Genomic DNA, 15,541 nt, shown 5'->3' with positions numbered 1-15,541 from the left:
GAAACACCTAGAGCGTAAACCAACGAACTTCGGGGGTGAGAAGACATGCAAAACGGATTCGCATTGATCGTAGTGCTGTTCATCTTACTAATTATCGTGGGCACATCTTATGTAGTCTAATAAATTGATACCAAGACCTGGGTGTATTACCTAGGTCTTTTTTTCTGTTGAACTTCTTTTACAGTTGGGGAAGAAACATATATAGAAGAATCTTAGAAAATTATATTAGCTTCGGGGGGAGACGTAGGTTCCTATTTATTAAAGGAAACTAATCAAATCAGATAATGACATCTGAAATCTACGGCCTAATTAAGGAGGAAGGATTAATACTTAATTAATATAAAATGTTGTTGTTGTAATTTTTGGCAAATGATAGGATAATTGTCCTAATAGGATTATCTTTAATTAAAAGAAAATATGAAAAAGGCAAATTCATTGAAAGATGAACACGCAAAGCTAAAGGGGCTAAGTTCTGTATTAGAATATGCTTGCCAGATACCGATTGAGAAAAAACAATCAGGTTGGTTGTTTTTTAATTAGGAGATGATTTTATGAACGAATTAAATAGTTTCTCAGAGTTTAAACGTAAGTTGTATATACGCATTCTTCCTATTTTAATAGTTGCTTGCTTAATAGGTGTATTTTACATAGAGAAGGATGATCATCTCAACAGAATCGTTATACCTATTTTAATCATCGTATTCGGATTCTCTTGGTTATTCATGGTGAAAAAAAGGGCATTCGGTTTGATGGAAATAATTAATTTAATAATTATAACAGTAATCTATTTATTGAAATCTTTTGAAATTATTTATCATGATATGGTCCAGAATTATCAGTTCACAACAGGGAATTCGACATATTGGACACCACTAGCATTCGTATTAATGTTTGTCACCTTGAAAAATAATAAAGGATTTATTTATGCCCTAATTATCTGGCTGTTTACTGTATCGATTGGATTTAGTGCATGGGGAGATATTCCTTATCAGAGTAAGGAGTCCCTAATTCAATATTATTTGTCAATCCTCGTGTACATTATCTTTCTTTATTTTGCAAGATACGTCATTGCTTCATACACTGAATCAGAAGTGTTAAAAAAAATAGCCTTTCAAGACCCTCTAACAGGTATTGCAAATAGAAGACAGGTCTATAGCTGGTTAGAAGAGGGGCTAGAGAATAATTTGACAATTTCTATAATTTTTATTGACCTAGATCATTTTAAACGAATTAATGATGACTATGGACACGTTATTGGTGATAAAATACTAAAACAATTCTCAAGCTTAATACAAGATGAATTACACTTAGGAGATAGATTTGGGCGTTGGGGTGGCGAAGAATTTATTATCGTATCCTACGATCGAGACGAAGAATCATCTGTATTATTTGCTGAGCGATTAAAACATATCATAGAGGCTTATTCTTTTACTGGGGTAAAGAATATTACTGCCAGTTTTGGAGTGGCTACTTCAAACGATCAGGACACTGCAGAACTTCTAATCGATCACGCGGATAAAGCTTTATATCAATCTAAGGAGAATGGACGGAATCGAGTTAGCTTATACGCAGGATAGATAATTCTAAGATTATGGCCCAAAATTAATTGGGTCTTTTATATGACTTTTATTACTCGACAACGATTACCCGACTCTTCCTGATGAATAAGCTCATATGATACATTTCTTTGACGAAATAAAGCTAAATTTCTTTACAACCTTTTGTGAAATATTTTATAATGAAAAAACGTATTTACAAGAATATTGAAGTTTAATAGAACATTAGATTAAAGGACTATTAAAATGGATATAGAAAAGTTAGGCATCTACTAAATGGTGACGAAACAAGTTCGTGGACCCTTTTGTTAGAATGGATCGAAGGAAAGGATAGTCTATTTCTTTTTGAACAAATTTTGACTAGAGCTATGAGACATGTAGGTGAATTGTGGGAATTGAATGAGATATCTGTTGCAGATGAACACATCGCAACGAATGTCTGCCAATTACTATTATCTAGATATGCAACAGAGAAGATCGAACAAAGACAGGAGTTTGTGCCCGAATTATGGACTAAGCCTAAGGCAATGTTATTTTGCATAGAAGGGATTATCGATGAAGTAGTACAGGGTATATATGAGGAGTACGCGGAACTTTTAGAAACGTATGGGGAATACGGCAAAGAAAAGTGCCGTGAGGATAACCACCATCATTTTAAATTGGTTAATAACCTTCTCACGAGTAGAGGGATGAAAACAGACCATATCATTGATAATTTTTTAAAAATAAAAAAAGCTATGCGAGATAAAGAATTGGATGGGAAAGAGGCCTTTTACCAAAGGTGTTTATCATAAGCTATTACACTATTGAACAATCATTCTAGTAAGTAATGTTCTATTATATGGAAAATACATTTCTAAATAGTATTAATTGAAAAAGGGGTAAGCTTATTTTGAAGATATCTGATAACGAGCTAATCGAAGCTTATTATGCTGCTCTGAATTTAGCTTTAGATTCCGACTTTATTCAAATGTTGCAAGAAGAAATTGAAGAAAGAAACTTAACTTATAAAATTAAGAAAAGTGTTGCACAACAATCGTAGTGCAGTTTACGCCAAATACTATTGAGATAGGACATATATCCCATTAACAACATCAAGTATGGCGATAGAAATTTTCACCATCGTGATATACATGTTACTTTTCATTACTATAATGGATCCATTATCTGAACGAATATAATCGTGCCACTCTATAAATTGAATAGAGTGGCACATTTGATTTATGCCATAAGTTTCCACATGTCATTCGTAAACTCCACGGGATCCTGTATTGGAAGTCCTTCAATAAGTAAAGCTTGATTATATAGAAGGTTAGTGTATAAATTAAGCTTGTCTTGATCAGATTCAAAAGCTTCTATCAATGCTTGGAAAACGACGTGAGTACTATTAATTTCTAGTACTTTATCCGCTTTAATATTTTGGTTATCTGGCATAGCTTGTAGGATTTTTTCCATTTCAATAGATACTTCTCCCTCAGTTGTAAGGCAAACAGGATGTGATTTTAGTCGCTTTGAGATTTTTACATCTTTCACCTTTCCAGATAATATTTCCTTCATATGATTAAATAGTTCTTTATATTCTTCAGAATCGGATTCAACGTCTTTATCTATATCGTCTTCAAGACCGAGATCACCACTTGATACTGACTTGAATTGTTTGTCTTTATAACTCATTAACATTTTAATTGCAAATTCATCGACTTCATCAGTAAAATAAAGAATCTCATATCCTTTTTCAGCAACTAACTCGGTTTGTGGCAGCTTCTCGATTCTTTCATTGTTTTCACCTGAAGCATAGAATATATATTTTTGATCCTCTTTCATATTAGATACGTATTCCTCTAATGTAACAAGTTTTTTCTCTTTAGAAGAATAAAACAGTAATAGATCTTCTAGGATATCTTTATCTTTTCCAAAATCACTGTAGACGCCATACTTTAGTTGTCTACCAAATGATTGGTAAAATTTCTCGTATTTTTCACGATCCTCTTTCAATAAACTAATCAATTGACTTTTAATCTTCTTCTTGATGTTCTTTGCAATTAATTGAAGCTGACGATCATGTTGAAGAATTTCCCTAGAGATGTTTAATGATAAGTCTTCTGAATCAACTAATCCCTTTACAAAACTAAAATAATCAGGCAGCAAGTCAGCGCATTTTTCCATAATTAAAACACCACTAGAGTATAATTCTAACCCTTTTTCAAACTCTTTTGTGTAGTAGTCATATGGCATTTGTTCTGGAATATAGAGAATTGATTGGAAACGGACCGCCCCATCTACACTAATATGAATATGCTTAAGTGGTTTATCAAAACCGTAGTGCTTCTCTTGATAAAAATTTTCATAGTCCTCATCTGTTAATTCACTTTTGTTTTTTCTCCATATAGGAACCATGCTATTAATAACTTCTTCCGTTACTTCTTCGGAATCTTTGTTATTGCCCTCTGTGCTGCTAACATCCATTTTGATTGGGTATCTTATGAAGTCTGAATACTTTTTAATAATCGTTTTCAAACGATATTCTTCTAGGTAATCGTCGTAGGAATCATCTTCTGAATTCTCTTTTATTTTCAAGGTTATTTCTGTTCCTATGTCTTCTTTTTCACAGGTCTTAATCGTATAACCATCTACACCTTTAGATTCCCACAAATATGCTTCTTCACTTCCTAGGGCTTTTGTTACAACTGAAACTTGATCAGCCACCATAAATGCAGAATAAAAACCTACACCAAATTGGCCAATAATATCTTGTCCATCTCTCATTTCATTTTCATTTTTAAAGGCGAGTGATCCACTTTTGGCAATTGTTCCAAGATTGGATTCAAGTTCTTCTTTAGTCATACCTATTCCGGTATCAGTAATGGTGAGCGTTCTTGCCTCTTTGTTCGGGGTAATTTTTATGTAGTAACTATCCTTCTCAAAACTTAAGGAATCATCTGTTAAAGCTTTATAATAAATTTTATCAATAGCATCACTGGCATTTGAAATTAATTCCCTAAGAAAGATTTCTTTTTGAGAATAAATAGAGTTAATCATCATTTCTAGTAGCCGCTTTGATTCGGCTTTAAACTGTTTTTTGGCCATATTCTTTCTCTCCCTTTTTATAGATTTTTAGCACTCGTTGATATGGAGTGCTAATATGTGACTATAAATTAAATATCATATTCCGTTTTAGATGTCAATAGGTTCCACTGCTTGGGACAAGGGACCTGTCCCTATGTCCCATTTGACATGAAACGCTTTTCATAAGCTAAACTTATATTGGATATATTACAAGATAAACATAGGGAAAGTAGGGGACAGTATGGAGGAAAGAGGAATTATTTTTTTTGATATCGATGGCACGTTACTTGATCATGACAAAAATCTTCCTGGGTCAACGAAAGAGGCTATCTTTCAATTAAAGAAAGAAGGGCACGAGGTAGCGATTGCTACAGGAAGAGCACCGTTTATGTATGCAGACCTACGCAAGGAATTGGATATCGATACATATGTTAGTTATAACGGCCAATATGTAGTATTAAAGGGAGAAGTAGTTTATACAAATCCATTAAATGCTTCATCTCTAATAAAATTAGCAGAACAAGCGATGCAAAAGGAACATCCAGTTGTATTTATGGATCATGAAGATATGAAAGCAAATGTTCCTACTCATCCTTATATTGAAGAGAGTATTAGCTCATTGAAGCTAGAACACCTACCGACACATGACCCTTTTTATTATAAAGGTAGAGAATTGTATCAATCGTTGTTGTTTTGCCCTGAAGGTAGTGAATCACAATACATTCAACACTATCCTGAATTTGATTTTATTAGATGGCATCCTCTATCAGTGGATATTTTACCTAAAGGTGGATCAAAAGCAAAAGGGATTGAAAAGGTAGTTGAAAAAATAGGAATTCCGAAAGAAAGGCAGTATGCATTTGGTGACGGCCTTAATGACATCGAAATGTTAACAGTAATTGAGAATAGTGTCGCAATGGGAAATGGGGAAGAACAAGTAAAAGCTGTTGCTAAACATGTAACTAAATCTGTGGAGGATGATGGTTTAGTTCATGGTTTAAAAATGGTTGGACTCATATAAGGTATAGGTCAAAGGAGTTATCTATTATTTATTAGTTAACTCCTTTTTTATGTAAATTTAGGTTTTTAACCCTTCTCTGTGGAATTTTGTGTTTCGTAACACTTAAATAAGTGTAAAGAATAATATTAAAGATAGGTTACCGAACTTGAAAATGATCGAAATATTTGAAGAAGGACAAAAAAATACGGAGGGATTGGAAGAGAGTTCATCTTGATTCGAACAAAATAACTAAAGGCGTTTCTGAAATTAGTGGGGATTGTAAACGCTAAGTGGACAAAAAGAATAGACTAGAAAAGACTTTAACAGTATAGATTTGCAATGAGATTCTACCTATTATGAAGATCCACGATAGGTATTAAGGTATCGTGGAATAGAGGGTACATTTTTTCAAATACTTCAAATAAATAATTTCAGATTATATAAAAGAGGGAGTGATACGATGAGGCAGGATACATTTTATATAAAAGAGGTAGCTGGAAATAAGTCTATACAGCAACTAGAACGAATACTAAATAATCTAAATGGGATTGAAAGAGTTTTAGTGGATACGGATGACTTCGAGGTTAAAGTTCAATTTGATAATAAACAAGTAAGTAAAGAACAAATTTCCCAAATTTTAAGAGATTATCATTTTAATTTTTAAACTAAGGACAGAAGGAAAATAATTCATGCATTGATTTGATAACCATCATAATAGTCATAATTAAATAGGATATTATGATGGTATATGCTATGATGAAGTGAAATTAACTGTGTAGAACTCAAAAAGAAGGAGCGTCACCCTATGCTTGAACTAACAGAACCTTATTTACAAAAGGCCTGGGAAACTTCAGGATATAATAAATTTACGCCGATCCAAGAAAAGACTTTTCCTATCATAACTGAAGGTAAAGATATTATTGCAGAATCGCCAACGGGCAGTGGGAAAACTTTGGCTTATTTACTACCACTAATTAAACAAATTGATACTAATTTAAAAAATGCACAAGTGCTAATTCTTGCACCGTCTCATGAATTAGTTATGCAGATTAATCAGGAATTGCAAAGTTGGACAAAGGATAGTGGGATATTAAGTGCTACATTAATTGGTGGTGCCAATGTAAAGAGGCAGATAGAGAAATTAAAGAAAAAACCACAAATAATTATCGGTAGTCCAGGTCGGGTTGCGGAGCTGGTTAAAATAAAGAAACTTAAGTTACATCAAATAAAAACAGTTGTACTAGATGAAGTAGATCAACTACTAATTCCGGAACATCAGAATACGATAGTGGAAATTGTGAAGAGTACTCCTAAAGAGCGGCAGTTACTTGCCTTCTCGGCTACATTACCAGATACAATTGAAACTCAAGTAGAAAAATGGATGAATAAACCGGAGTTAATCAGAGTAAATAAAATGGATATGGATATACCAGAAGTAGAACACATGTATCTAGTTAGCGAAGCAAGGGACAAGATCGAAACGCTAAGAAAAATAATAAGGATCTTAGATAGGAAGGCATTAGTGTTTTTTAGAGATATTGCTAATTTGACAGTGATGGCTGAGAAATTAGAATACAAAGGGATCAAAACCAGTGCAATCCACCGTGATCAGAAAAAGCAAGATAGAGAAAGGGCTATCAAGCAATTTCGTGGTGGGGATGCTCAAGTATTGTTAGCAACAGATGTTGCTGCAAGAGGCCTCGATATTAAGGATCTCGAGTATGTAATACATATGGATGTGCCTTTAGATGCAACCCAATATACACATCGTTCAGGAAGAACAGGAAGATTGGGCTCTGATGGTGGTACTGTTATTTCGATCGTTACAAGTGGAGAAGCTAAAGTTTTAAAGAAATTTGGGCGCGAAGTGAAGGTTGATTTGATTGAGAAAAATATTTATAAGGGAAAAATTATCAATAAATAATTTACTAAGTACTGCAGAAACAAAGTAAATTGAAAATAGTGTGTGTTAGGAAAATGTCTGTACAATTTTAGGGTAGACATTTTCCTTTTTGGGTTATTTCTTTAATTGTTCATATTCATTCAATATAGTATCCAATAGTTGGGAGACTCTAAGAATTTCTTTGTCATTTGTACTGTCTTGTTGAGTTATTTGGTAAAGCTCCGAACGCAATTTTTCAATTTTTTCTTCTATATGGTTATATAATACCAATTTAATCCCCCACTTTATCATACGCGAACATAAGTTCGTTTAAGGTAAAGTATAAGCTATTTTTGATTTTATTTCAAATATTTATACAAAAAGAAGTCAAGGAACATACCGTTGACTTCTTTTTGGGTTAATTTCCTGTTATAAAATTTGCGACAAGAATAGTTTTGTTCGTTCATGCTTAGGATTATCAAACAATTCCTCGGGTGTTCCCGTTTCTATTATCTCACCGTCATCAAATAATACAATTCGATCAGCTACCTCACGAGCAAATCCCATTTCATGTGTAACGCAGAGCCATTGTCATTCTGGAATTCACTAGTTCTTTCATAACCAGAAGTAGGTTCATCAACAAGCATGATTTCTGACTGCATAGCAATTGCCCGTACAATTGCGACACGAGACCTCTTTTCCATCCTACTAAATATGAAGAGAAGTGTTGAAAAGTTTAAAAGAGTAATGAATATTTTGGTTAGGTTTCGGAAATCTTAATTATGGATGGAAATAAGTTCGTAATTGAGGTGATTTTTTGCATTTACGGGTTATATTGTTTGCAGTTTTGGCTATAGCGTTACTGGTTCCTTCACAAGATACCTTTGCGAAAAAAGTTAGTACAGATGGAGACGAACAAGAAGTTCGTGTGGAACACAATTGGAAACGAATGAGTTCTGAATTTAAATTAGTTCATACGGATACACATGACTATACGGTATGGCATAATTTTATTAAGAAGACAAGAAAATGTGATATTTCTCATCGTATGAAAACAGAGGTTTGGTATTGTGATTTACATAATCACGCGAAGTCGGAAGTCTCCTTTGAAGAAACAATTCACAGTCATCAGCATAAATAAAAAAACAGAGACAATCCTAGAAAAGGATTGTCTCTATTAAACTGGACTAGTAAGGCTGTGGTTTTCTGCAAGAGCCTGTATATGAGGCATTTTTGAAATATCCATATTTCCACCACTTATTACAATGCCGCAATTTTCACTTTTAATTTGTCCTGAATGAGTGATTAGGGCAGCAAAAGCGGCAGCACCAGCACCTTCAATTAGTGTTTTTTTTCGTTCCAACATGTACACCATTGCTGAAGCTATGTCTTCATCACTAACGATAAAAACATCATCAACAAATTTTTGAATAATGGGATATGTTATTTCCCCTGGTTTTTTTACAGCAATTCCATCGGCTATGGTATCCACTCTTGTAAGAGACGTGGGTCCTTTTTTGTGGTATTGATTGTAAGTGGACGAGGCACCGTTAGCTTGGACACCGATGATTTTAATTTTCGGATTGATAAACTTTGCCCCAACTGCTATTCCGCTGATCAAACCTCCACCACCAATAGGGACTATAATAGTATCTAATTGGCTTGCTTGTTCAAGCATTTCGATTGCAATAGTTCCCTGACCTGCCATTACATCCGGATCATCAAAAGGATGAAGAAAGATACTGTCTACAAGTTGTTGTTCTCTTATAGCTGCTTCGTATGCTTCTTGAAAAGATGCACCGACTAAAACAGTCTCTGCACCGTAATTTGCTGTAGCTTCTACTTTTGATTGAGGCGTTTTTTCAGGCATGAATATTTTAGCTTTTATTCCTCGCTTGGCAGCAGCAAGTGCAACACCTTGTGCATGATTTCCTGCAGAGGCGGCAATTACACCTTTTTTAGCTTGGTTTTGCTCAAGTTGAGCTATTTTATAACTAGCGCCTCTTACTTTAAATGCACCAGTTTTTTGCTGATTTTCCATTTTGAAAAATACATTTTTGCCAATCATAGAATTTACAGATGATGATGTAGTTAGTGGAGTACGATGGACAATTTTACTTAGATGTTCCATAGCATCCAATACTTTTTTTCCAGTTAAGCAATCCCCAATGTCTTCTCACTCCTTATGAAAATTCACGTTCTTCTTCAAATTTGTCAATCTTATTTTTGTGGGTTAAAGTTACCGCTATTTCATCCCAACCATTTAGTAACATCTCGCGTTGATAGTTTGGTAAGTCAAAGCTAGCATCAAAATTATGATTATCGTATACGCGCTTATTTTCTAAATCCACAGTAATAGTATAGGACTTTGCTTCCGCTTGGTCAATTAACTCACTGATTTGATCCTCTGTAAGCTGTACCGGAAGAATCCCATTTTTTGTGCAGTTATTATAAAATATATCAGCAAAGCTTGATGCAATAATAACTCTGAATCCATAATCTTGTAATGCCCAAGGAGCATGTTCTCGAGAAGACCCACAACCAAAATTATCTCCGGCAACTAAAATAGACGTGCCGTTGTATTTAGGGAAATTAAGCGAAAAATCACTGCGTGGTTCGCCTTTACTATCAAAACGCCAGTTATAAAATAAAAATTCACCAAAGCCTTGACGAGAGATGCGCTTTAGGAATTGCTTAGGAATAATTTGATCGGTATCAATGTTTGAACGATTAAGTGGATAGACTAATCCTTCGTGTTTACGTATTGGTTCCATTACAAAAATCCTCCTTAAGTTTCTTTTTATCGTTTTAAAGGAAAAATGTTCGATGCCTGAATGATACATAACATCGAACAATCCTAACTTTTACCATTAATTTGGAGTGGGAACAGAGAACTTTCTTATATCAACAAACTTACCTTCAATAGCAGCAGCAGCAGCCATTTCAGGGCTTACTAAGTGTGTTCTTGCTCCAGCACCTTGACGTCCTTCGAAATTACGGTTAGAAGTGGATGCGCATCGCTCTCCATCAGGAATGATGTCGTCGTTCATGCCTAGACATGCGCTACATCCTGCATCACGCCATTCAAAACCAGCTTCTTTAAAAATGATGTCAAGTCCTTCTTTTTCTGCTGCAACCTTTACACTATGAGAACCAGGCACAACGATTGCTGTAACGGCAGGATTAACTTTCTGTCCGCTAATAATAGTTGCTGCCTTTTTTAAATCGGCCAATCTAGAATTGGTACAAGATCCAATAAAGACGTGATCAATCTTGACAGCTGCTATCGGTTGACCGGCTTCTAATCCCATATATTCTAGTGCACGGCGGATCTCACTTTTTTCTGAGTCAGACTTGGCTTGAGTAGGGTCAGGAACATTTCCGCTAACAGGAATACACATACCAGGATTTGTACCCCATGTTACTTGTGGCTCAATCTCATCAGCATCAATCTCAACAGTTGCATCATAAGTTGCACCATCATCCGTTGCAAGTGATTTCCATTTTTGAGCAGCCTTTTCAAAGTCTTCACCTTGAGGAGCATGACGTTTCCCTCTTAAAAATTCTACTGTAGTATCGTCGGGGCTAATTAGCCCTGCGCGTGCACCAGCTTCAATAGACATGTTGCAGATAGTCATTCTACCTTCCATTGAAAGGGATTGGATTGCCTCACCTGTATATTCTAGTACATATCCAGTTCCAAACTTAACACCAAATTTTCCTATAATGGCAAGAATTAGATCTTTAGCTGTTACACCAGTACCTAGTTTACCATTTACTTTAACGTTTAGAGTCTTTGGACGTGCTTGCCAGATAGTTTGTGTCGCTAAGACGTGCTCAACTTCACTTGTGCCAATTCCGAAAGCTAAAGCACCAAAAGCGCCATGTGTAGAGGTATGACTATCACCACAAACAATTGTTTTTCCTGGTTGTGTCAAACCTAATTCTGGACCTATTACATGTACAATACCTTGGTCTGGATGGTGAATATCAGCAAGTGGAACATTAAATTCTTCACAGTTTTTTTGTAAGGTATCCATTTGTGTTTTAGAAATTTGATCTTTTATAACGTGCCGGTGAATGGTAGGGACATTGTGATCCATTGTAGCAAAGGTACGATCAGGTCGACGAACCTTACGACCGTTCAAGCGAAGCCCCTCGAATGCTTGTGGCGAAGTAACTTCATGAACTAGGTGTAAATCGATATAAAGAAGATCTGGTTTTCCTTCTTCATGATGGACAACGTGCTGCTCCCATATTTTTTCAATAATTGTTTTTGGCATTTCCATTGTTCTCACTCCTTACATATATAAGTAAAGGCTCTTAATGTATAATTCTTAAATCGCATTAACAACGAGCTGGGTCATCTCAGTTGTACTCACTAGTTTGCCGCCACTAGTTTTTAGATCAGCTGTGTGATAGTTATCATTAATAATTGACTCAACAGCTGTTTCAATTGCTCGAGCTTCTTCGTCTAGATCAAAAGAATATCGAAGCATTAGTGCTGATGAAAGTATCATAGCGATAGGGTTAGCGATACCTTTACCAGCAATATCTGGTGCTGATCCATGAGCGGGTTCATAAAGACCAACACCGTTTTCTGCTAAACTAGCAGAAGGTAGCATTCCGAGAGATCCAGTTAAGACAGAAGCCTCATCACTTAAAATATCACCAAACATGTTCTCCGTAACAATAACATCAAATTGACTAGGGTTTGTAATCAACTTCATTGCAGCTGCATCTACTAGAACATGATCTACCGAAACGTTTGGATAATCAGCCTTTTTTTCCTCAACTATTTCGCGCCACAATTTACTAGATTCAAGGACATTGGCTTTATCTACTGATGTCAACTTTTTACTGCGAAGTTCTGCACTCTGGAAGGCTTTTTCAACAATTCGTTCAATCTCTTTTCTTGTATAGGTAAGTGTATCGACAACTGCATTTCCATTATCGCGTCTTTCGCTAGGAGTACCAAAATAAAGGCCACCTGTTAATTCCCTTACAATGAGTAAGTCACTACCATTAATAATTTCTTCCTTAAGAGGGGAGGCGTGTAATAGTTTTGGGAAACCTTTAACTGGACGTAAATTAGCATATAGGTCCAATGCCTTCCTAATTCCTAATAATCCTCGCTCAGGGCGGAGGTGGGAAGGGTTGTTATCCCATTTTGGTCCACCAACTGCTCCTAATAATACTGCATCAGCGAGCTTACATGCTTGGATTGTTTGATCGGGGAGGGGGGTACCATGGTTATCAACGGCTACCCCTCCAATATCATGAGTTTCAAAAGTAAATGTATGATTGAACTTTTGACTAATTGCTTCTAGTACATCTTTTGCAGAATGAATTACTTCTGCACCGATGCCGTCACCAGGAAGTAACACAATTTTTTTATTCATAAATGGACCTCCTACTGCATCAAATACTTGCTTTTTCTTTGTTTTCTGTTTTTTGTATAAGAAATACTCGGTTCACAGCATTTAAAAATGCCTGTGCAGATGCTTCTAGTACATCTTGTGCAGATCCACGACCGTTAACTTGAGTACCATCCACTGACATGCTGACATGTGCCTCTGCAAGTGCATCGCGCCCTTTACCAATTGAACTGAGGTGATAGTCGGTTAAATGTGTTTCCTCTTTAACTAGTTTTTCGAGTGTATTATAAAGTGCCTCAACACTTCCTTGCCCTGTGCATGCAGTTTCAGCGCGGGAACCTTCTGGAGTAGTGAGGGCAACTGTTGCTGTCGGTAAATTATAAGAGCCATATTGAACCTGGAAAGATTCTAATACATATCGTTTTACGTTTGAGACGTCAGTCTGTATATCTGTTAAAATTACAAACAAATCATCATCTGTAACTTCTTTTTTACGATCAGTTAATAATTTAAATGCTTTAAACGCTTCTGATAATTTATCATCAGATAAGTCGTATCCTAGTTGTTTAATTTTATCTTTAAAAGCATGGCGACCAGAGTGTTTTCCTAATACTAAATTGTTAGACTGGATGCCTACCATCTCAGGGCTAATTATTTCATACGTAGATGCATTTTTTAATACACCGTCTTGGTGAATACCTGATTCATGTGCAAATGCATTTCTTCCAACAACAGCTTTATTACCTGGGACAGCCATTCCTGTTAACTTACTTACCAAATCACTTGTACGTTTCGTTTCATTTAATACAATATTAGTAGTATAAGGATAAAAATCATTTCGAATTGTTAAGGCAACAGCTAATTCTTCTAGAGCAGCATTACCTGCGCGTTCACCAATCCCGTTTATGGTACCCTCAATTTGGGTTGCTCCATTTTCAATGGCTGCAATGGAATTTGCTAGAGCCATTCCTAAATCATCATGGCAATGGGCGGAAAGGTCAACTTTATTAATATTTGGTACATTATCTTTCATATATCGGAACATTTCACCGTATTCTTTTGGAGTAGTATAACCAACGGTATCAGGTAGATTAATTACAGTTGCTCCTGCATCAATTACCTTTTCAACTATCTGTGCTAAAAATTCTAGATCGGTACGGGATGCGTCTTCTGCAGACCACTCAATTTTTTTAAAACCTTTTTGTTTGCCATAGGTAACCATATCAACAGCAATTTGAATGACTTCTTCTGGTGTCTTTTTCAGCTTGTGTTCCATATGAATAGGGGAGGTTGCTATAAATACATGCAGTCTTGGATCTGTAGCATCCTTAAGGGCCTCCCATGCAACATCAATATCAGATTCCTTTGCACGTGCTAAAGCAGTAACAGAAACATTTTTAATCGTTTGGGCAATTTTTCTAACTGCTTCAAAATCACCTTGGGAGGAAGCAGGAAAACCTGCCTCCATAACATCTATCCCAAAGCGTTCTAACTGTTTAGCGATTTCTAGCTTTTCAAGTTGATTAAGATTTACTCCAGGAGACTGTTCGCCATCCCTAAGTGTAGTATCAAAAATCTTAATTTGAACCATTCGAGACCACTTCCTTCTTAGAGTTTACCCGTTGCTTTACAAATGGCATTAACTCGCGAAGTTCTCTTCCTACCTTTTCAATTAAATGGTTATTTTCACTAGCATTAATGGCATTGAATTGTGGACGATTTGCTTGGTTTTCCAAGATCCATCCTTTTGCAAATGCACCTGTTTGGATATCAGTTAATACGTCTTTCATGCGTGCTTTTGTATCTTCATTAACGACACGAGGTCCAGATACGAAATCTCCCCACTGAGCAGTATCAGAGATAGAATAACGCATGCCTTCAAGTCCACCTTCATACATTAGATCAACGATTAGCTTTAATTCGTGCAAGCATTCAAAGTAAGCAACTTCTGGTTGGTATCCAGCTTCTGTTAGGGTTTCAAAACCAGCTTTTACAAGGCTAGTAACACCACCACAAAGTACTGCTTGCTCACCGAAAAGATCAGTTTCGGTTTCTTCTTGGAATGAAGTTTCAAGAATTCCAGCACGACCAGCGCCAATTCCTTTTGCATATGCAAGTGCAATATCTGTTGCATTTCCTGTAGCATCTTGGTAAATACCATAAAGAGCTGGTACACCAGCGCCTTCTTCAAATGTTCTACGTACCAAGTGTCCTGGACCTTTAGGGGCTACAAGGAATACATCGACATCAGTTGGAGGAACAATTTGGCTAAAATGAATGTTAAAGCCATGAGCGAATGCTAAAACATTTCCAGCTTCTAGATTTGGTTTGATGCTTTCTTCATAAATTTTTGGTTGATATTCATCTGGAAGAAGTACCATTACAACGTCAGCTTGACTAGTTGCATCTGCAACAGTTTGAACATCCACACCATCTTCAACTGCTTTATCCCAAGACTTTCCTGGTCTTAATCCAACAACAACGTCAAAGCCACTTTCTTTCAGATTCAATGCATGCGCATGGCCTTGAGAACCATAGCCGATGATAGCGATTTTTTTAGATTTTAGAACCTCGTCTTGAATATTGTTGTTATAAAGTACTTTTGTCATAATAATTACACCTCTCCATTTTTGTTTAGTTGTATATATAAAATTTATAT

15 protein-coding genes, 2 pseudogenes and 1 riboswitch are annotated in these 15,541 nt (G+C 35.8%); of the genes and pseudogenes, 8 read left to right on the top strand and 9 right to left on the bottom strand.

The genetic code is table 11. The features are described 5' to 3' along the window. The first annotated feature begins 45 nt into the window (after window positions 1–45). From H7K77_RS10045 to sda, 4 genes and pseudogenes are all read left to right on the top strand, one after another. A complete protein-coding gene (locus H7K77_RS10045; RefSeq protein WP_186577709.1) occupies window positions 46–120 on the top strand; it encodes a YjcZ family sporulation protein in 75 nt (24 codons plus the stop codon). Between the two features lie 295 nt (window positions 121–415). After that, window positions 416–503: riboswitch (cyclic di-GMP riboswitch) on the top strand. 48 nt (window positions 504–551) lie between these two features. Further along, complete coding sequence (locus tag H7K77_RS10040) at window positions 552–1,577, top strand: GGDEF domain-containing protein (RefSeq protein WP_186577673.1); 1,026 nt, start codon at window positions 552–554, stop codon at window positions 1,575–1,577. A gap of 254 nt (window positions 1,578–1,831) precedes the next feature. Continuing rightward, a pseudogene (locus H7K77_RS21280) lies at window positions 1,832–2,350 on the top strand (B12-binding domain-containing protein); the annotation flags it as partial. 98 nt (window positions 2,351–2,448) lie between these two features. After that, a complete protein-coding gene (sda, locus tag H7K77_RS10030) occupies window positions 2,449–2,598 on the top strand; it encodes a sporulation histidine kinase inhibitor Sda (protein WP_222599293.1) in 150 nt (49 codons plus the stop codon). 179 nt (window positions 2,599–2,777) lie between these two features. Here the strand turns inward: sda and htpG are convergent, their stop codons facing one another. Next, window positions 2,778–4,643, bottom strand: coding sequence for a molecular chaperone HtpG (gene htpG, locus H7K77_RS10025; RefSeq protein ID WP_186577672.1), 1,866 nt, complete (start codon window positions 4,641–4,643; stop codon window positions 2,778–2,780). Between the two features lie 220 nt (window positions 4,644–4,863). Here htpG and H7K77_RS10020 point away from each other — a divergent pair, with 220 nt between their 5' ends. The 3 genes from H7K77_RS10020 (at window position 4,864) to H7K77_RS10010 (ending at window position 7,546) form a co-directional block, all read left to right on the top strand. Beyond that, window positions 4,864–5,643: a Cof-type HAD-IIB family hydrolase gene (locus H7K77_RS10020; RefSeq protein ID WP_186577671.1), complete on the top strand. Its 780-nt coding sequence runs from the start codon at window positions 4,864–4,866 to the stop codon at window positions 5,641–5,643. Window positions 5,644–6,082: 439 nt separating this feature from the next. Beyond that, window positions 6,083–6,286: a heavy-metal-associated domain-containing protein gene (locus tag H7K77_RS10015; RefSeq protein WP_186577670.1), complete on the top strand. Its 204-nt coding sequence runs from the start codon at window positions 6,083–6,085 to the stop codon at window positions 6,284–6,286. A gap of 141 nt (window positions 6,287–6,427) precedes the next feature. Further along, window positions 6,428–7,546, top strand: coding sequence for a DEAD/DEAH box helicase (locus tag H7K77_RS10010; protein WP_186577669.1), 1,119 nt, complete (start codon window positions 6,428–6,430; stop codon window positions 7,544–7,546). Window positions 7,547–7,639: 93 nt separating this feature from the next. Here H7K77_RS10010 and H7K77_RS10005 read toward each other — a convergent pair whose 3' ends face one another. Continuing rightward, window positions 7,640–7,795: an aspartyl-phosphate phosphatase Spo0E family protein gene (locus H7K77_RS10005; RefSeq protein ID WP_222599292.1), complete on the bottom strand. Its 156-nt coding sequence runs from the start codon at window positions 7,793–7,795 to the stop codon at window positions 7,640–7,642. A 138-nt stretch (window positions 7,796–7,933) separates the two neighbouring features. Then, a pseudogene (locus tag H7K77_RS10000) lies at window positions 7,934–8,202 on the bottom strand (amino acid ABC transporter ATP-binding protein); the annotation flags it as partial. A 149-nt stretch (window positions 8,203–8,351) separates the two neighbouring features. Here H7K77_RS10000 and H7K77_RS09995 point away from each other — a divergent pair. Next, window positions 8,352–8,645, top strand: a complete 294-nt coding sequence (locus H7K77_RS09995; protein WP_222599291.1) for a hypothetical protein — start codon at window positions 8,352–8,354, stop codon at window positions 8,643–8,645. A gap of 36 nt (window positions 8,646–8,681) precedes the next feature. On the opposite strand, the gene ilvA is transcribed toward H7K77_RS09995, so the two are convergent. The 6 genes from ilvA to ilvC form a co-directional block, all read right to left on the bottom strand. Beyond that, window positions 8,682–9,635 carry a threonine ammonia-lyase gene (gene ilvA / locus H7K77_RS09990; protein ID WP_186577707.1) on the bottom strand — a complete coding sequence of 318 codons (954 nt, stop codon included), beginning with the start codon at window positions 9,633–9,635 and terminating at the stop codon, window positions 8,682–8,684. A 52-nt stretch (window positions 9,636–9,687) separates the two neighbouring features. After that, a complete protein-coding gene (gene leuD, locus H7K77_RS09985) occupies window positions 9,688–10,278 on the bottom strand; it encodes a 3-isopropylmalate dehydratase small subunit (RefSeq protein WP_186577666.1) in 591 nt (196 codons plus the stop codon). Between the two features lie 96 nt (window positions 10,279–10,374). Continuing rightward, window positions 10,375–11,793 (bottom strand): 3-isopropylmalate dehydratase large subunit, encoded by a 1,419-nt coding sequence (gene leuC, locus H7K77_RS09980; RefSeq protein WP_186577665.1) that lies wholly within the window; start codon window positions 11,791–11,793, stop codon window positions 10,375–10,377. A 48-nt stretch (window positions 11,794–11,841) separates the two neighbouring features. Then, entirely contained in the window at window positions 11,842–12,906 is a 1,065-nt protein-coding gene (gene leuB / locus H7K77_RS09975; RefSeq protein ID WP_186577664.1) for a 3-isopropylmalate dehydrogenase, read from the bottom strand. A gap of 19 nt (window positions 12,907–12,925) precedes the next feature. Continuing rightward, window positions 12,926–14,473: a 2-isopropylmalate synthase gene (locus H7K77_RS09970; RefSeq protein ID WP_186577663.1), complete on the bottom strand. Its 1,548-nt coding sequence runs from the start codon at window positions 14,471–14,473 to the stop codon at window positions 12,926–12,928. Further along, entirely contained in the window at window positions 14,460–15,491 is a 1,032-nt protein-coding gene (ilvC, locus tag H7K77_RS09965; protein WP_186577662.1) for a ketol-acid reductoisomerase, read from the bottom strand. The genes H7K77_RS09970 and ilvC overlap by 14 nt, the downstream gene beginning before the upstream one ends. Window positions 15,492–15,541: the final 50 nt, after the last annotated feature.

This window comes from Aquibacillus kalidii, assembly GCF_014280935.1.
GTDB lineage: Bacteria > Bacillota > Bacilli > Bacillales > Amphibacillaceae > Aquibacillus_D > Aquibacillus_D kalidii.
The sequence above is the reverse complement of the archived record's forward strand: the minus strand, read 5'-3'. Positions and strand labels throughout refer to the sequence as shown.